Here is a 19,214-nt window from a genome sequence, read left to right as displayed (position 1 = left end):
CCACCTGACCCCTCCGGCTGCGCATGCAAGGCATTGGTCGGGCATGCGCAGCCACCCCAATCTGCAAAAATCAAAACACTGGAGAGTGCCAGCCCATGCCGGTCACGAAAACCAACCTTCGTTCTTCCCCTGTTTGCTCGATCCTTGCGCTGGCTGCCGCCAGCCTCGCGAGCGTGGTCAGCCCCGCTTTCGCGCACCAGTCTGCTGAACCGGCATTCGTCCAGGATTCCAGCGATCTGAAAGCGGACGAGCGGGTCGTGTATGGAGAGCTAGAGAACGGCCTGCGCTATGCGGTGATGCGCAATGCTACGCCCAGCGGGGCTGGTGCTATCCGCATGCGGATCGACACCGGATCCTGGGACGAGACGGACGCGCAGCAGGGCATCGCACATTTCCTCGAACACATGGCGTTCAACGGATCGACGAATGTCCCCGAAGGCGAGATGGTCAAACGGCTTGAGCGCTACGGTCTCGCCTTCGGCGCCGATACCAATGCGAGCACTGGGTTCGACCAGACGGTCTACAAGCTCAACCTTCCCAATGTCGGCGAAGAGCTCCTCGACGAAGCGTTCTTCCTTATGCGCGAGACGGCCAGCAATCTGCTGCTGGACGAGGAAGCGATCGATCGCGAACGCGGCGTTATCGCCTCGGAAAAGAGCAGCCGCGACTCCCTCGGCTTCCGCTCCGCGATCGACAATCTCGGCTTTTTTACCAAGGGGAGCGGCAGGATCGACCGGCTCCCGATCGGGACCGACGAAACCATCGCCACCATGCCGCGCGAGGAGTTTGTCCGTTTCTACGAGGGGTACTACCGGCCCGAAAACACGTTCATCGTGTTCGTCGGCGATGTCGAGACCGATCTCGCGATCGCCAAGATCCGCGAGTATTTCGGCGACTGGAAGCCCGCGAGCCCGGCGGCGGAAAAACGACCGCTTACCCCTGCAGCCACCGAAGCTGGCAGGATCGGATACTACCAGGATCCCGAGCTGCTGACCTTCATCACTATCGGCACGCAGTACCCGTACGAACTGCAAGAGGACTCGGCAGACAGGCGCCGCGAGTACATCGTTCGGACCATCGGCAACCGAATCCTGGACCGCCGGCTGACCAAGCTGGTGGACGAAGGCAAGGCGCCGTTCCTGTCCGGATCGGTCACGCGCTATGCCCAGCGCGAAATCGTCGACGGCATGCTCATCCGTGTACGCAGCGCGACCGACAAGTGGCAGGAAAGCCTTGCCGTGGGCGATCTTGAAGTGCGACGCGCGCTTGAGTTCGGCTTCAGCCAGGCCGAACTCGACGAACAGCTCGCGCTCTATCGCCGAAGCCTCGAAACGGCTGTCGAGCGCAAGGACACGCGCAAGACCTTCGCCAGTTTCGAATACAACTATGTCGACGCGCTCGCCAGCGCGTTCGCGGCCGATCGGGTGTTCACATCGCCCGACGCCGACCTTGCGCTGTTCGAGGATCTGGAGCGTACGATCTCCGTGGAGCAGGTCGAAACCGCCTTCCGCGAGGCATGGAGCGGATACGAAACGCCGTCGATCTATCTTTCCACCAGCCTCGAACTGGACGATCCCGAAGCCCGGATCGCGCAAGCCCTGAAAGGTGCGCGCAAGGTCGCCCCCGAAGCGCCGCCCGAACAGGAAATCGCCGCCTTCGCCTTCACCGATTTCGGCACACCGGGCGAAGTGGTGAGCGAAACCTATGTCGAGGATGCGGACGCCTACCTCGTCAAGTTCGCCAACAATGTCCGCCTCAACCTCAAGCAGACCCCGTTCGACAACGGGAACATCTACATCCAGGCCAATATCGGCGACGGCTATTTCTCCATGCCGGCAGGCAAGGACGAAGGGTTCCGCCGACTGGCTGAGAACCTGCTCTCGCGTAGCGGCGTGGGGCCGCACACGTCGAGCGACCTGCGCACGATGTTCGCCGGCAAGCGCGTCGGCGCGCGGCCCTATCTGCGCACCGATGGCGATGCGATCCGCATTCTCGGGGCGACCGACAGCGGCGATCTTGGCGAACAGCTGAACCTGATGGCGGCCTATGCTGTGGAACCGTCTTATCGCGATACGATCGAGGAGCAGTATTTCGATCAGATGCGGGCCTGGTACCCGACCCACGATTCGGAGCCGGCTTCGGTCATCAGCAAATATGTCCCTCGGCTCGTGCGTTCGGGGGATCCACGATACGGCTATGGCGATCTGGATTCTTTCCTTGCGCCGACGCTGGAAGAGGTTCGCGAATGGCTCGATCCGCAGCTCAAACAAGGCCTCGTGGAAATCACTGTGGTGGGCGATTTCGATCGCGAGGAGATGATCGCCCAGGTTGCACGCACCTTCGGCGCGCTGCCAACAAGGGCGGACAGCAAGGGCGACTATTCCGAAGCACACATGCTGGACTTCCCCGAGCGCCCAGACGAAGTCACGACCCTCTATCACAACGGGACACCCGATCAGGCCATCGCGCGGGTCTACTGGCCCGCACCCGACGGGACCGATCCCGTAGTCCGCTACCAGCTGAATGCGCTGCGCAGCATTTTCCGCAACCGCATGACCAAGGTCCTGCGCGAGGAACTGGGCTCGACCTATTCGCCCGGTGCCGGTGTCGAAGCCGATCCCGAATTCCCCGGCTACGGCTACATGGTGGCCAGCGTCACGGTCTTCCCCGACGCGGCCCGCGACGTGCTGCCGGACATCGAAAAGGTCGGGAGCGATCTCGCCGCCGGGCCGATCGACGAGGATGAATTGCAGCGCGCGATCACGCCGCTGCTCGAAGACCTGCCGAGCACGCTCGAGGACAATTCGTACTGGATCGGCGTGCTGGGCGATGCGCAGACCGGTGGTCGCGGATTGCTCCAGTTCCGGACCCGCGAGGACGCTTATCGCAGCGTGACGGTCGACGACCTTCAGGCACTGGCGAGAGAAATCTTCCAGCGTGAAAATGCGTTCCCGGTCTTGGTTCTGCCTTCGCGAGAGGACGACGAGTAGGGGGACTTGCGGCGCGCAAGGGCGTGATCACCTGACAGCAAACGTCCTGCCTCCGCCGACTAGCCCGCGAGGAATGGCTCGCGGGGTGGCAGCCGGCGGTGCGGGCGCGAATCTCGACGGGATCGAAGGACCCCGATCATGCGTCAGGTCCAGCGAGTAGCAGAGGGCCGTTTACCGTTCGTATCAGGAGGGAGATCTCCGGCGGCTGTTCTGTCGCTTCCAAGCCATCTTCGGGCGGACGGAACCTGCTCATCTGACTTCGCGGGCGTCACTCGCAAAAGATACGGACCTTCCAAAAACCATCTGTTTCCGCGGGTTTGATGGGTGTGGTCTAGAGGTCCAACCTTGCGGGCGCAGAGATGAAATGAAAGTTAACGATTACCGCTTTGAAAATTAACCAAATTAAGTTTCTTGGATCATAAGTTAACCCTTAAAGTATATTTTAAGTTTAGTGGATTGGTTAACATTTAACCTCCAATCATTGATGTTCGATCATTTTTGATTGGGAGGCGAGTATGCTTCTTTCGGCTATCGGCGTCTTGTTGCTCGCCTTGACCGTCCTGGACGCGTTGCTCACGGTCCTCGATGCTGGCGGCAGAAGCATATTTTCGGCCAAGGCTTACCGTCTGTTCTGGTGGTGCTGGCGTCATCTCGCAAAACTGCTTCCCTATGCCGTTGCCCAGCGCGCCCTGAGCCTGGCGGCACCGCTGATGATTGCGCTGATCATCTCGCTTTGGATCGGCGGCATCGTCACCGGTTTCGCGCTGATCTTTTACGGTGGATTGTCGGTCGGCGATTTGGTCACCGGAGGCGGATCGCAACCCGGCCTTTCGGCAGCCTTTCGGCTCAGCTGGGTCACGCTCTCCACGATCGGTTTCGTCGAAATCAGTCCGTCCAACATGGCCTATTCGGTCGCCGTGGCGCTGGAAGCCTTGCTCGGCAGCGTCATCCTGACCTTCTCCATCACCTACTTCCTCAGTGTCCACCGGAGCATCCTGGATTACGATCGCCTCGTCGCCGACCTGCATCACCGCATGGATCGGAACGACGATCCGATGGAGACCGTGGCCGAGCGACTTTCTGCGGACAACATGGAGGGCCTCGAGCGCTGGCTCGAGCGGTTGCATGACGGCCTTATCGGCATGCACCAGGGGCTCAGCCGCTATCCCATCGTCTATTTCTACAGGCCCCAGGCCCGCGAACGCAGCCTGCCCCGGACGTTGCAGGCCCTGGGCCGGATTGCAGACGGTCTGACCTACTGCCTGCCGGAGCCATCAGGCCCTGGTTCCAGCCCTGCCCTTCGAGCACTGAAGGCCGGCATGGCCGATCTCGTGAGCGATCTTCGCGAAGCGTACGTTCCGGTGAAGACCGAGGGTCATCCGAAGCCGGTATCGCGCCCGGAATTCGAAGCGGCGTTGCGCGGCGCGCCTCTGGCCGTGGTTCCTTCGGTGCGCCGGTACGTCGAGATCTCCTCAACGCTGGGCAGGCTAACCGGACACACGATCGACCCGGGTCGCGCGTATGACCGGTACCGCAAGTGGCTCCCTGCCGCGCAGCGGACGCAGGCCTTCGTTGCGGCCGTCAGCCACGATCTTGGCTATGACGAAGATCTGCGTCCGCGTCGGTCTTCCTACCTTCTGGGACTGTTGAGCCGCGGCCCGAAGCAGCGCCCGCAGCCGCTCCAGATCAAGGGCACCGGGTGATGCACATCATGATCAACTATTCGGCCACGCTCGGCCGGATCCGGATGCTGCTGCATCAGGCCTTCTGGATATTTCCGATGTTTGCAATCATCGGCGGAATTCTGACGGCGACTTTCGTTACGCGGCTGGACTTCACGACGTCGGCCAGCCTCGGGGGATTGCTCGATACCGGCGGGCCGGTCGGCGCGCGCAATCTGGTCGAAACCGTCGCTTCCACCTCGTTGACAGTGGTGACGATCGCCTTCTCGGTTACGATCGTCGCCTTGCAGGTCGCGGCCGCCCAGTACTCGCCGCGCGTCCCTCGCCAGTTCATCCGCGACCGGGCGACGCAGCTGACGCTGGCGGTGTTCATCTTCACCTTCGTCTATTCCCTGGCCGTGCTGCGCTCGATCCGCGAGGACTCGCAGATCGTTCCGCAATTCGCAGTGACTCTGGCGTTTGTGTTCGCGCTGATCAGCGTCGCCGCATTCGTCTATTTCATCCACCACATCGTCCACGCGATCAGGATCGAGCAAATCTTGCGGAGCGTGGAGAAACGCACCGTCGCGGCGGTGAAGTCGAATTACGAACTTCGCGCCGATGACGATCCAAAGCCTGCGCTGCCCGAAATTCCCGCGCGAGCGGTTCCGGTCCTCGCGACGTCCTCCGGCATCATCCAACGCATCAATGCGGACCTGCTGCTCGACTTTGCGGCCGAGCACGATCTCGTCATCGAATATGTCAACATGCTGGGCGACCAGGCGGTGATGGATACCGCCCTTGCCTGGGCCTGGACCCGTGATTGCGACGCGGACTTCCCCGATATCGAAACGGAGTTGCGCAAGCGCATCGTCAAATCGCTCCAGCTGGGGCGTGAACGGAGCGTGCAGGCGGATGTGGCGTTCGGGCTGACCCAGTTGGTCGACATCGCCTTGCGGGCTGTATCGACCGCGATCAACGATCCGACGACGGCGTGTGCCTCGATCCGGTCGGCAGAGATCGTCCTGGTCCAGCTGTGCAAGCATGAGCTGGGCGATGTGTTGCTGGAGGACGAGGATGGCACCGTGCGCGTCGCTGTGCCCAGGCGACCGTTCGAAGCCTATCTCGACATGGTTGTCACCCCCCTCAGGCATGCCTGTCCCGACGACATCGCGGTGATGCTGCGTCTCTCGGAAATGCTGGAGGATGTCGGCCGCGCATCGGTGGAAAGCGACGAACAACGCGAGCATGTTGCCCACCAGATAGAGCTGGTCGAGCGCGCTGTGGACCACGCGGTGCACGAGCAGGAAGATGTCTCGAAGGTCCATTGCGCCGCCGAGGCCGTCGAGACCGCATTGGACGGCAAGCCGCCGAGCCTGTCATGAGAATGCATCCCACCGCCACGGTCCGCGCCGCCACGTTCTTCCTCATCGGAGGCGTGACCAGCACGTTGTTTTACTGGGTGGTGGGATTGGCAGCCTTTCTGCTCGCGGTGATATTCTCGGCACGGTTCTACACCGAAGTCCTGTGGTTCGATGAGATCGGCTATCTCGACGTCTATCTGACCGTTGTGAAGACGAAGATCTGGATGGGAGTGGTGCCCTTCCTCTTCATGTCGTCGATGGTCGCAGGCAACATGCTTCTGGCGCAGCGACTGGCGCGTCTGGATCGCGTGATCTCGGCCGACGAGCGCCGCGTGGACAGCTGGCGCCGGAGCGTCGAGCCCTATTTCCGGCCTCTCGTGATAACCGTGGCGCTGATCTGCGGGCTGGTCGTCGGGTTGCAGACTTACCCGCACTGGCAGACCTACATCCTGTGGGCCAACAAGGTCGATTGGGGCCGTACCGACCCGCAATTCGATCGCGACCTCAGCTACTTTATGTTCGAGCTGTCGCTCCATGTGCTGATCAACCACTGGCTGTTCGTGTGCGTGCTTGTCGTGCTGATCCTGACTTTGGCGACGAGCTACATCTGCGGTGGCATCCGTCCGCAGGCCCCGCATTCGATGCTGCCCTTTCAGGTCAACCTGCACATCTCGGTGCTGGTCTTTGCGCTGATGGCGCTGCTCGGCTGGGGCATGCTGCTGGATCTGCACTTGCTCAGCTATTCGGAACGCGGAGTGGTAACGGGGCTTGGCTTCACCGATTCAAACGCCAGCCTGCTCGCGTACAAATTCGTCGCCGCGGCGGTGGTGGCCGGGTTCATCATGTTCCAAGTGAATATCCGGCGCCCGGGATGGATCATTCCGACGATCGTGGTCGTGTACCTGATCCTGATCGGGCTCTCGATCATCCGCTTCTATCCCAACCTGTTCCAGCTCATCATCGTCGAGCCGCAGGAGCTCGAACGCGAGCAGCCCTATATCGAGGATCACCTGCAGTTCACCCGCTACGGGTTCGGCCTCGACAAGGTCGAGCGGCGCACTGCCGGCGTCGCGGAAACGGGTAACGTCGCCGCCATCGAGAACGACCGGCAACTCCTGGAAACGCTGCGTCTGTGGGATCCTGCAACGCTGCTAATCAATTTCCGCGAGTTGCAGGCGTTCCGGGCTTACTACGATTTCACCGATATCGACGTCGATCGCTACATGATCGATGGCCAGTTGCAGCCGGTCATGATCGCCGCCCGCGAGCTCAAGATTGGGAACCTTCCCGAGCATTCGCGCCGCTGGCAGTCGGAGCGGCTGATCTATTCGCATAGTTACGGCCTCGTCACGGCTTCGGTTTCCGAAGCGACCCCGGCCGGCCTGCCGGTGTTCCTCACCGGCGATCTCCCGAGTTCGGGACCCGGTGCGCTCTCGGTGCGCAATCCGCAGATCTATTACGGCGAGAATTCGCCGGAGTTTTCGATCGTCGGAACCGAGACGGTGGAACTCGACCGGCCGCGCGAGGGACGCAGCTTCGGCAAGCACACCTATGATGGCGGCGGGGGCGTGCCGATCGACAGCATCTTCGACCGTCTCCTGTTCGCGATCCGCTTCTGGGACATCCGCCTCGCGCTCACCACACTGCTGACCGATGACAGCCGCGTGCTCTATCACCGGGACGTGCGCGAGCGGGTCCAGCGCGTGGCACCCTTCCTCGAGGTGGACGCCGACCCCTATCCGGTCGCTGCGGAGGGCCGCATCAAGTGGGTCGTCGACTGCTACACCATCAGCGACATGATGCCGTATTCGAAGCGCATCGACCTGAGCGACTTCTCGCAGATATTCCAGGGCAAGCAGAAGGACTCGGGGATCATCCCGGCAGAATTCATCCGCCTGCTGGCACGGCGCACGCAACGCGCAAACTACGTCCGCGGAAGCGTGAAAGCCGTGGTCGATGCCTATGACGGCAGCGTGGTCCTCTACGTTACCGACGAAAGCGACAAGGTGCTGCAAACGTGGCGCAAGGCCTTTCCGCAAGCCTTCAGACCGGTGGCCGAGGCGAGCGCCCAGATCAAGGCGCATTTCCGCTATCCGCAAGATCTGTTCCAGATCCAGTCGATCATCTGGGCCGACTATCACATGCGCGCGTCCGATGCCTTCTACGCTCGCGAAGGGGCGTGGCGCATCCCCCACGATGCCAACTTCATTTCGCTGCGCCGCGAACGCGCCAGGCCCGAGCACGAGCAACGCAACGTCGATCTGCGGCCTTATTGGCTCAAGACTCGCTTCCCCGGTGAAGAACGGTCCGAATTCGCGATCGTCCAGCCGTTCAGCCCCGAGAGCCGGAACGTCCTTTCGGGCTATCTGGTCGGCGGTAGCGATGGCGACCGCCTGGGTCGTCTGACGTCCTACAACTTCTCGCCCGACACCACTATTCTCGGGCCGTCGCAGGCGCAGGCCCGGATCGACCAGGACGCCAGGATTTCGGCCTGGATGACCTTGCGGATGCAATCGGGTTCGCGCGTTTCGCGCGGCAGGCTGCTGGCGATCCCGCTCGACAATGCGGTGATCTATATCGAGCCGCTGTTCGTTCAGGCGGACAAATCGAGCGTGTCCGAACTGCTCGGCGCGCAGCTCGCCAGCGTTCCGGAGCTCAAGCAAGTCGTGATCGTGTTCGGCGACCGGGTGCTGATGCGCCCGACGCTGAAGGAGGCGGTCGCCGCGCTGTTCGACGATGCCGACGCCGCACTGCCCGGAAGACCGGAATCCGATTCAGGCGGAGCGATCGACGAGCCGCCCGCGCAACCGATCGAAAACGTCGACCAGCTCGAGAGGGAAAGGTAATCCACCATGCTCACGGTCATCCTCATCCTGGCCATCGTGGTCATCCTTGCCAGCCTGATCGTCGCGGCGCTGCGGCGGCACGACAGCAACAACTATTTCGATCAGGACCGCCAGCCTTTCTACGCCGAGCCCGACAAACTGGTCGAAGGCGGGCTCCTTTATTCGCAGAAGAACTACGAGGGGAACGAGGAGCACACCTACACGGTGACCCCGGCGGGAGAGGCGGGCCTGCGCGCCTGGCTGCGCGAGCCGACCAACGATCCCGGCTTTCTGCAGGCGAACTATGCGGGGATCGTCGACCGCCACGAACCGCGCGACGTCGCCAAGGGCAGACGTTCGATCCACCTGGCGCGCAAGGCCGAATACGAGCGGCTGGAACAGCTGCTGATCAACCGGCCCGAATGGCGATACGCGCTCGCTGCGAGCCGTCTCGGCATCCGGTTCGAGCGCGCCTGCCTCGATTTCTGGAACGACGTCGCGTCGGAGCACTCGCTCGACGACCCGGCCGACGAAACGGAGGAATAGACGCCATGTTGCTTATCGTCCTGATCATCGCCTGCATCTTCGTTCTGCTGGCCTACCTCGTCGTCACCGTGCGGCGTCACGACAAGCATGCCTATGCCGATCGCGACCGCGATCCCTTCTACAGCGAGATGGCGCGGCTGGCGGCGGCCGGGCTGCTCTACGAGGAGGAAGAGCGGCGCGTCGGTCGCCCGCGCCACTCCTTCATCGTGACTCCCGCCGGGGAGGCCGCGCTGAGGACATGGCTGCGCGAACCGATGAACGACCCGGGCCTGCTGCGGCTCTATTTCGCCGGCATTGTCGGTCCTGCCGACGTGGTCGCTCTGGCCCGCGAGCAGGCAGGCAAGTGTCGCGAGCGAATCGAGAAATACGACCGCGTCGACGACCTGTTCGGCCGCAAGCGGGGGTGGGACGAGGAACGCGCGCATCTCGCGCTCGGGCAGCGGTTCGAAAGCTTCTGCCTCGAGTTCTGGGAAAAGCAGATCGACCAGCCGCTCAACGCGCAGCTGTTCGCCGACGATAGCGGAGACAACGAAGACAGCGGAACGAAACAAGACGGGCGCGATGCCGACGATACCGAGGACAAGGGCTAGCGCACTCAAGGGAGGTCACGTCCAGCAGAGGAGGACACAATGAAACTTTCGACACAACTCGCCACCCAAACGGGCGCATGTGCCCTGGCGCTGAGCCTGGCTGCTTGCGGCCAGGCACGCTCGGCCGAACCGAGCCAGGCAGATGCTCAGGATGCCGACCAATCGGTCCGGCAGGAGGGGGAAGTGACCCGCAAAACCAGCACCGCAAAGATCGTGCGCAAGTCCGGCGATACCGGTCCGCTCGAAGAGGTGCCCGCGATCGAGGCCTTCACCGGCGAAAGCATCGAGCCCGATCCGGCCAGTGGCATCTACCAGAAGGGGCGTGGGTCGACCGCGCGGATAGACCTTTCGGGTAACGGCAACGCGGGGGCAATCCGCCAGGCCGATGACACCGGTGACGGAGCCGATGGCGCGTCGGCGACGATCGCATTCGGCAATGACAGCGCGCTCTCCACCGATAGCACAGCCTATATCGACCAGCGCGGTGACAAGGGCACGGTCGCGATCAACCAGCAGGGCGACAGCAATTTCTCGCTCGGCATCCAGCGGGCCAATCTGGATGGCGGCGGTACCGGCGCCGAACAGACCCACACTCTGGCAGGGCACGATCACCGCAGCGAGATCATCCAGCGTGCCAGCGCGACGCAGGCCGACGTCACCTTGTCGCAAGGGGGAGACAGCACCGGACTGGTCTTGCAGACCCAGCCCGGCGCAAAGGCGTCGGTCGCGATCAAGAACGGGCCGGGAAGTCGCGCAAAGATCGTCCAGGCGGGCAGCGGCAGCGGAAGCGGTGCCGACACCGATATCGACGGTGCGAACAACGAGACCGAGATCACGCAACGATCCGACGCGGGCAGGCAGGAAGCGGGTGTGACCCAGTCGGGCACCAAGTCGCAGGTGCGCGTGGTGCAGGATGGTGCGCATGGCAATGTCAGCTCAATCAACCAGAACGGGAGCGACGGCGATGCCGTGGTGCTTCAGAAGGACTCGCCCGCCAACAAGGCGCAGATAGACCAGGAAGGCGGATCGTCGCGCAGCCTGCGGGGCACCGTCGAACAGACGGGCGCAGGAGGAGGCAACGAGGCCGACATCGACCAGACCGGCCAGACCCACTCAGCCGTGATCAAGCAAAGCGGCGCGGGCGGAGGGAGCGTCGCCGGGATCGACCAGTCGACCGATGGCACCGACGAGAACGAGGCGCTGGTGGAACAGAAGGTCGACGCCGGGTCCGGCACGGACACGGTCGATATCGACCAGGGCGGCAGTGCCAACAGTGCCGAGGCGCGGCAGACCCGCGCCAGTGGCGGAACCGGCAGCAACGCCACTATCACCCAGCCCGGCATGCGCGGCAAAGCCACGATCGCGCAGGACGGTCCTTCGCTGAAAGCGCAGATCGACCAGAACGGCAATGCGAACGAGAGCCGCATCACGCAGACCGGATCGGGCGCGGCAAGCGAAGCCTCGGTGAAGGCCGGCAGCGGAACCGACAACAACTCCGCCCGCATCGAACAGACGAGCGGCGGCACCATCGCCGCGATCGACCAGATCTCGCCCAATAACAGTGCCCGGATCAAGCAGGACAATCCCACGCCGTCCACCGGAACCGTCGAAGCCGATATCGACCAGAGCGACGATGTGCAGAACACGGCCCGGATCGAGCAATCGGGACCGGGTACCGTGCGAAGCGCGTCGCTCACGCAATCGGGGAAAGAGAATGACGGCCGGATAAACCAGTCGGGTGCGGGCAACGGCATCACCGCGAATGTGCAGATGGCCGGCGACCTCAACACGGTCCGCATGAGCCAGCTCGCGGAAGGGAGTGGCAATATCCAGGCCGAGCTGCAGCAGCAGGGAGAGGAAAACGAGATCGCCTACGAACAGCGCGGCAGCGAGCTGGGCGCGACCGTAATCCAGAATGGCGACGGCAATGCCGTCGATGTGGTGCAAAGCGGGAGCGGTTACGATGTGAGCATCACGCAGAACGGCGACAACAACAGCTTCAGCATCTCCTATTCCGGCCCGGCCGAGGGCGGTGGCGGCTTTTCCATCGTGCAGAATGGCGGGGAGACCCGAGATGAAAAGTAGCATCGCGCTGGCGGTTATGGCCGCTGTCGTCGCCGCCGTGCCCTCGGGCATGGCGGGTTGCGGCGAGTTCGACGGGTCGTTCTGTGTCGATGCCGGTGCGGCCCGTCACGGCCTCGTCATCACGCAGGGTGGCACGATCGAATTCGACACCACCCCGGAAGGGCTACGGCTGACCGTCAACGACAGTCGCTCCGGCGCGCAGACGATACTAGACCTGCCTTCGTCGAAATAGCATCGCCGGCTCGGGCGCGGGTCAGACGCCCAGCCGTCGCCGCAATTCGGGAGCCTGTGCCCGGGCTACGGGGCTGCGATGGCCGGTGCCTTTGAGCACGAGTTCGAGGTCCTGCCCACGGTGGCGCTTCTGGAAGCGATCGACCTGGCGCAGATTGGCGATGGCCGAACGATGGGTGCGCAGGAACAGGTGCGCGGGCAGGACCGAATGCCACCAGCGCAACGGGCGGTCGTCCGGGACGGTCTCCCCGCTCGCCAGGTGGATCATCGTGCCGCTGCCATCGGCCTCGACCGCGCAGATATCCTCGGGATCGACGCCGCGCGCCGAATGTCCGCTGCGCAGGTAAAGCCGTGCCAAGGCATCGGTTTCTGGCGCGATCCGTTCGCGCGTCAGCGCCGCTCCCTCGATCCGGCTGACACCGATCAGGGCGGCAATCTGGGTGAGTGCGTGCACTTCGCTTTCGGTCCAGTCGCGCTGCTGACGGGTGCAATCGAGGCCGATCAAGGCGATCAACCCTTCTTCCGCCATCACCGGTACCGTCAGCGTGCTGCGAATACCCTGCAGGCGGAACTCGCGCTGCATCGCGCGCATCCCGCGTCCGAGCAATTCGATATCGTTGATCGCCAGCGCCTGCCCTTCTTTGAGCGGCAGCAGCATGTCGCCGAGCATGGTAACGGGGACGTCCTGCAGATCCTCGACATGCGACGTGATCCCGCTGGCGCACCATTCATTGGTGTTTCGCATCGTCGTGAGATCGTGGTTGAAACGGAGCACCCAGGCTCTGTCAGCGCGCGCCGAGCGGCCGATGAATTCGAGCATTGCGGCGAGACCCGGCTCGAAATTGTGCGACATGAGCAGGCGGGCCGCCACCACTGCCCAGCAATCGGGGCCGAGCATCTCGGGCAGCTCGTCGAATTCCCACACCGCGACACCGCTGCCGAGGCGCGGATGCGTGCCGGTGTGCATTTCCACTTTGGGATAGCGATGTTCGAAACCCATGTTTTGCCTGCGAACTCGGGTGGAAGGAAAGATTGCGAATCAATCTCATAAGCTGTGGCGCGCCAATGGGAAACATCTTCGCGCCGTCAATGCCCCGAACACGCCGTTCTCCGCGTTAAAATCCGCTTAATTCTGCAGCTCAGCACCCCCAGTTGCAACTCGGCATCCGATCGTTGCGCCCGGCAATGCATACTCGCACCCTTGGGGCGGACAGGAGCCTTTGCGGCTCCGAGGGGGCGGCATTCGGGGGCCCGGGAGACAGGCCTCCGAATGTCACTCGGACATGATTGGGCAAGACGATCGGGGGTCGCCGTGAGTGCTTCAAACCTGCGCGCCGGGGCGCGCCTTTTGGCCGTGGCCGGTGCAATTGCGCTGGCCGGATGCGCGGCAAAACCACCGGTTCCGGCGCCTTTCGCGCTGGCCGGCGGCAGTTTCGTCGACCTGACGCACGATGCCGACGAAGACGGCATTTTCTGGCCCACAGCCGCCGAATTCCGGCTGGAGGAAGTGGCCCATGGCGAGACCGAAGGCGGCTGGCATTACAGCGCCTACAACATCTTCACCGCCGAACATGGCGGCACCCACCTCGATGCCCCGATCCACTTTGCAGAGGGCGGACAGGCGACGCACGAGGTGTCAATCAGTCGTCTGATCGGCCCTGTTTTCGTGCTCGATGTGACCGAACAGTCGGCGGCGGACCGCGACTACCTCGTCTCGGTCGACGACCTGCGCGCTTGGGAGGCCGAACATGGCCGCCTGCCCGATGGCGCGATCCTGCTGGTGCGCACCGGCTTCTCGAGATTCTGGCCCGACAAGGCCGCCTATCTCGGCACGGCGGAGCGCGGCGCGGCTGCCGTGCCCAAACTGCATTTTCCCGGCCTCTCTCCCGAGCTCGCCCGCTTCCTGGTCGAGGAACGCTCGGTCGGTGCGGTCGGCATCGACACCGCCAGCCTCGATCGCGGCCAGTCCACCGACTTCATGGCGCATCGCATCCTCGCCGCGGCCAATGTGCCGGGGTTCGAGAATGTCGCGCAGCTCGACCGCCTGCCCGCAACCGGCGCCACCGTCATTGCGCTGCCGATGAAGATCCGCGGCGGCAGCGGCGGCCCGCTGCGCATTGTCGCGCACCTTCCCGGAGCACCCATTCGCGGGCGCTGACCCGCGCATCCGACTTCATACCTTTTTTCCATCGTCACGGAGACACGACATGACCCGCACCGCCACCACCCGCCTGCTCCTCGCAAGCACCAGCCTCGCCGCCCTGTGCGTCGTCGCTTCCCCCGCCGCGGCGGACGAGACGCCCGATTGCAACGAAGGCACCGAGGAAACGGCGACCGAATGCGGAACCGATGCCGAAGCGAGCGCTGGCAAGACAACTGCCGTCGGCGTGCTCAGCAAGGCCAACGCCAGCCTCGCGACCGCGATCGGACACAACAGCCACGCTACCGCCAGCAGCACGACCGCGATCGGTGCCAGTGCCAATGCGACGAAGACCGAAAGTACGGCGATCGGTACCAATGCTTGGGCACTCGGGGAGAAGAGCACAGCCACGGGCGCGGGCAGCACAGCAAACTCCGCCTATGCGACGGCAACCGGCCAGAACAGCCGGGCCACTGCCGCGAACGCGACCGCAACCGGCCAGAACAGCTGGGCGACAGGAAACAGCAGCACGGCCACGGGGGCCGACAGCAGCGCAGGCGGACTGGCCAGTGCGGCATACGGCGCCTCGAGCAATGCAGCGGGAGAAGGGGGGACGGCTGTCGGCTATCTGAGCTCGGCAGCGGGCGATTACGCCCTGGCAGCGGGATATCGCAGCCGAGCGAATGGAGAGGTAAGCGCGGCCCTGGGCTTCGGTGCCACGACGGCGGCCGGGGCGGAGTTTTCCGTAGCCTTGGGCGCGCGTTCGCAGGCCACCGAAAGCAACACCGTCTCCGTCGGTGCCGACGGGTCGGTCGATATCAATGGCGACGGGACGATCAATGCTGACGACGTCCTGACCCGCCGCATCGTCAACGTGGCCGACGGCGTCGATGACAGCGATGCGGCTACGCTGGGGCAGGTCCGGGCGATTGCCGATAGCGCAACGGGCAGTCCTTATGTGGCAATCAACGGTGCGGGTGCGGCAGCGGTGGCAAGCGGCGAATTGTCCGTCGCTATAGGATCGGAAAGTCGGGCCACTGGCACCCAGGCTTCAGCTGTTGGTCATTTCAGCAAGGCGACGGGCCAATACAGCACGGCGATGGGGGCTGGAAGCGAAGCCGAGTCGATCGAGTCCACCGCAATCGGCGCATATTCTTGGGCGCCAGCGAGATCGAGCACGGCAACGGGATATGACAGTTCGGCGGTGGGCGAATATTCCACCGCGACGGGAACCGGGAGCCGCGCGACCGAGACATTCAGCACTGCGCTCGGTGCCAATGGTGAGGCGCTCGCAACTGGAGGCGTGGCGCTAGGGGCCAATGCGACCGTGGCCGCCGCTGCAGCTCGGGCTGTGGCGCTGGGGCAGAACTCGCAGGCCACCGAAGCAAACACCGTGTCCGTCGGTGCCGACGGCTCGGTCGATGCCAATGGCGACGGACGGATCGATGGGGCCGACGTGATCACCCGCCGCATCGTCAATGTGGCCGACGGCTTGGACGCCAGCGATGCGGCGACGCTGGGACAGGTCGAAGCCGCGACGGCCAGCCTCGACTATTTTGCCGTCGGCGGGAGCGGCGATGCAGCAGTGGCAAGCGGGCCCTCCGACCAGGCGATCGGCCGGGGCAGCAAAGCGGCCGGCGGATCGAGCACCGCCACAGGTCGAAGCAGCGAGGCGAGCGAACTTGCCAGCACCGCCACAGGCGCAGATAGCAAGGCCACCGGCGGATTCAGCACCGCTACAGGCGCGAATAGCTCGGCAGGCAGGCTGAGCACCGCTACAGGCATGTTCAGCTCGGGAGTCGATGTGGCCACCGCTACAGGCGCGTACAGCGAGGCGAGCTACGCAGGCACCGCCACAGGCGTTTTCAGCAAGGCGAGCGGCCACTACAGCACCGCCACAGGCTATTTCAGCGAGGCTGGTGCGGAGCTCAGCACTGCGCTCGGGGCGGATGCGACCGTCGCCGCCGATGCGACCAATTCCGTGGCGCTGGGGCATAACTCGCAGGCCACCGAAGCCGACACCGTTTCCGTCGGTGCCGACGGCTCGGTCGATATCAATGACGACGAAAAGCTCGATGGGGCCGACGTGATCACCCGTCGCATCGTCAATGTGGCAGAGGGCGTGGCCACCAGCGATGCGGCCACGCTGGGACAGGTTCAGGCGCTGGTCGCCGATGCCGGTGGCGGCAGCAGTCCCTATATCGTCTTCGGTGGGACGGGCGGTGCGGCAGTGGCAAGCGGGTCCACCTCCCAGGCGATCGGCCGGCGCAGCGAAGCGACCGGCGACTACAGCACTGCCACAGGTCTAAGCAGCGAGGCGAGCCAATATGCCAGCACCGCCACAGGCGCATTCAGCGAGGCCAGCGGCGAAAACAGTACGGCAACTGGTACCTTCAGCTCAGCAACCGGTAAGAGCAGCACCGCTACAGGCGTGAACAGCTCGGCATTGTCCGACTATAGTACCGCGACGGGCGCAGACAGCAGCGTAAACGCGAGTTATGGCACAGCCATCGGCTATTCAAGCCGAGCAGGCGATACATATTCTACCGCGATCGGGGCACAAAGCGATGCTGACAGCGAATACGGCGTCGCACTGGGATACGGGTCCGAAGTATTGGGCGATGCGACAGGGTCGCTCGCCCTCGGCGCCCAGTCGCGCGTCGATTCCGGCATAGCTGGCGCGGTCGCGCTGGGCTACGGCTCGGTGGCGACGCGGGCGAACACGGTCTCGGTGGGCAGCGCGGACTTGCAGCGGCAGATCGTCAATGTCGCAGCAGGGACCGATGCGACCGACGCGGTCAATCTCGGCCAGCTGAATACCGTGGCCGCCGCTGCCGCGACGGCGCAGTCATCTGCGAACGCCGCTCAGGATACGGCGGACCAGGCGCTGGCCAATGCCGCCACGGCGCAGGGAACGGCGGAAGCCGCTCAGGGGACCGCGGACGAAGCGCTCGCCAGTGCCGGGACCGCGCAAACCATCGCCGAGGCGGCGCAGGATACGGCCGATCAGGCGCTGGCCGAGAACGACGCGCAGGACACGCGGATCGCGGACAATGCTTCCGCCGCCGCCGACGCGCAGGACGCCGCCGATGCGGCGCAGGGCACCGCCGACACCGCGCTCGCCAATGCGCAGACCGCGCAGGACAGCGCCGATCTGGCGCTGGTCGAGAACGACGCGCAGGATACGCGGATCGCGGACAATGCTTCCGCTGCCGCCGACGCGCAGGACGCCGCCAATGCGGCGCAGGGCACCGCCGACACCGCGCTCGCCAATGCGCAGACCGCACAGGACAGTGCCGATCAGGCGCTGGCCGAGAACGACGCGCAGGATACGCAGATCGCGGCGAATGCCGAGGCCGCTGCTGCCGCGCAGGACGCCGCCGATGCGGCGCAGGACACCGCCGATACTGCACTCGCCAATGCGCAAACCGCGCAGGATACGGCCGATCAGGCGCTGGCCGAAAACGACGTGCAGGACACGCAGATCGCAGCGAATGCCGATGCCGCCGCCGCTGCGCAGAACAGCGCCGACGTGGCGCAGCAGACGGCCGATACGGCTCTCGGGAATGCTGCCGATGCCCAGGAAACTGCCGATCTTGCGAGGTCGGAAGCCAGTTCGGCCCGTGCCGAAGCGCTGGCCGCGCAGGACATGGCGCAACAGGCCGGCTCGGGTGCCGAGGAAGCGCAGGAAACTGCAGACACGGCCCTCGCCAATGCGGCCACGGCGCAAGGCACTGCCGACCAGGCGATCGAGCAGGCGACCACCGCCCAGCAAAGCGCCGATGCCAACACCGAACGCTTCGCCGCGCTGGGTTTCGGCACCGACAATTCGCCGGACATGAGCGGGCAGAACGCGATGGCCATCGGCTGGGGCAGCACGGCGAGCGGCACCGAATCGGTCGCGATGGGTTACCAGGCGACGGCGAAGGACGGGGCGGCGGTCTCGATCGGATCGCGCAACATCGCCTCGGGCAACGGGGCCGTCGCGATCGGCGATCCCAACGTCGCAACCGGCGAAGGCGCGGTCGCGATCGGCAAGGACAATATTGCCACCGGCAATGGTGCACTGGCGCTCGGCAACACCAACAATGCGGTGGGCGTGGGTGCGATCGCGATGGGCAATGCCGCCCAGGCCACTGCGGATGGCGCCGTGGCGATCGGCAATGGCGCGGTCGCAACCCAGGCCAATCAGATCGCACTCGGCTCCAGCCAGAGCACCTATACCTTCGCCGGGATTGCGTCCGATGAAAGCAATGCCCGCCAGTCCGGCCCGGTCTCGCTCGTCACCACCGACGCGCAGGGCAATCTGGGGACCACCACGTTCGACCTCAGCCGGTTCGACGGGATGGACGGGCGGCTGTCCTCGCTCGAAGGCAACGTCTTCGATCTCTATCAGATCGCGGCGAGCGAGCGGCTTGCCAACAATCGCGGGATCGCCGCCTCGGTCGCGCTGACCGCCGCGCCGATGCCGTCGGCACCGGGCCGGGTCAGCTACACCGCCAACACCTCGGTCTATCGCGGGCAGGCCGCCATCGGCGCATCGATCGCCGCGCGGGCCAACACCGAGGAACCCTTCGCGATCACCGCGGGCGTCTCCTATGCCGGCGGCAAGAGCACCACGGCGCGCGTGGGCGTGGTCGGCGAGTTCTAAGGGGGCTTTCAGGGTTCGCCGGGTCTTTCCGACCCAAACGGCCCGGCGATGGGGCGCGTGACCGGAGAACACTCCGGTCGCGCGCCTTTTTCGTTGCAGGCGGAGCGCGCCCTCATCCACATCCCTCCATC

11 protein-coding genes are annotated in these 19,214 nt (G+C 64.4%); 10 read left to right on the top strand and 1 reads right to left on the bottom strand.

Features of this window, described 5'->3' with window-relative positions:
- Positions 1-95: 95 nt before the first annotated feature.
- From GRI68_RS10320 to GRI68_RS10285, 8 genes are all read left to right on the top strand, one after another.
- Positions 96-2,990: a M16 family metallopeptidase gene (locus GRI68_RS10320; protein WP_160617166.1), complete on the top strand. Its 2,895-nt coding sequence runs from the start codon at positions 96-98 to the stop codon at positions 2,988-2,990.
- Between the two features lie 515 nt (positions 2,991-3,505).
- Complete coding sequence (locus GRI68_RS10315; RefSeq protein ID WP_160617165.1) at positions 3,506-4,693, top strand: two pore domain potassium channel family protein; 1,188 nt, start codon at positions 3,506-3,508, stop codon at positions 4,691-4,693.
- Positions 4,693-6,036, top strand: coding sequence for a DUF2254 domain-containing protein (locus GRI68_RS10310; protein ID WP_160617164.1), 1,344 nt, complete (start codon positions 4,693-4,695; stop codon positions 6,034-6,036). The genes GRI68_RS10315 and GRI68_RS10310 overlap by 1 nt, the downstream gene beginning before the upstream one ends.
- Entirely contained in the window at positions 6,033-8,861 is a 2,829-nt protein-coding gene (locus GRI68_RS10305; protein WP_160617163.1) for a UPF0182 family protein, read from the top strand. The genes GRI68_RS10310 and GRI68_RS10305 overlap by 4 nt, the downstream gene beginning before the upstream one ends.
- Before the next feature lie 6 nt (positions 8,862-8,867).
- Positions 8,868-9,386: a hypothetical protein gene (locus GRI68_RS10300; RefSeq protein ID WP_160617162.1), complete on the top strand. Its 519-nt coding sequence runs from the start codon at positions 8,868-8,870 to the stop codon at positions 9,384-9,386.
- A gap of 5 nt (positions 9,387-9,391) precedes the next feature.
- On the top strand, positions 9,392-9,976 hold the full coding sequence (locus tag GRI68_RS10295) for a PadR family transcriptional regulator (RefSeq protein ID WP_160617161.1): 585 nt from the start codon (positions 9,392-9,394) through the stop codon (positions 9,974-9,976).
- A gap of 39 nt (positions 9,977-10,015) precedes the next feature.
- A complete protein-coding gene (locus GRI68_RS10290) occupies positions 10,016-12,061 on the top strand; it encodes a hypothetical protein (protein WP_160617160.1) in 2,046 nt (681 codons plus the stop codon).
- Positions 12,051-12,293 (top strand): hypothetical protein, encoded by a 243-nt coding sequence (locus GRI68_RS10285; protein ID WP_160617159.1) that lies wholly within the window; start codon positions 12,051-12,053, stop codon positions 12,291-12,293. The genes GRI68_RS10290 and GRI68_RS10285 overlap by 11 nt, the downstream gene beginning before the upstream one ends.
- Before the next feature lie 21 nt (positions 12,294-12,314).
- On the opposite strand, the gene GRI68_RS10280 is transcribed toward GRI68_RS10285, so the two are convergent.
- On the bottom strand, positions 12,315-13,292 hold the full coding sequence (locus GRI68_RS10280; RefSeq protein ID WP_160617158.1) for a LytTR family transcriptional regulator DNA-binding domain-containing protein: 978 nt from the start codon (positions 13,290-13,292) through the stop codon (positions 12,315-12,317).
- Positions 13,293-13,604: 312 nt separating this feature from the next.
- On the opposite strand from GRI68_RS10280, the gene GRI68_RS10275 reads away from it, so the two are divergent.
- The gene (locus GRI68_RS10275; RefSeq protein WP_325063797.1) at positions 13,605-14,450 is read left to right on the top strand and encodes a cyclase family protein; all 846 of its coding nucleotides are present in this window, start codon (positions 13,605-13,607) and stop codon (positions 14,448-14,450) included.
- A 49-nt stretch (positions 14,451-14,499) separates the two neighbouring features.
- Positions 14,500-19,083, top strand: coding sequence for a beta strand repeat-containing protein (locus GRI68_RS10270; RefSeq protein ID WP_160617156.1), 4,584 nt, complete (start codon positions 14,500-14,502; stop codon positions 19,081-19,083).
- Positions 19,084-19,214: the final 131 nt, after the last annotated feature.

It is taken from the genome of Alteriqipengyuania halimionae (assembly GCF_009827575.1).
GTDB classification, from domain to species: domain Bacteria; phylum Pseudomonadota; class Alphaproteobacteria; order Sphingomonadales; family Sphingomonadaceae; genus Alteriqipengyuania_A; species Alteriqipengyuania_A halimionae.
The sequence above is the reverse complement of the archived record's forward strand: the minus strand, read 5'-3'. Positions and strand labels throughout refer to the sequence as shown.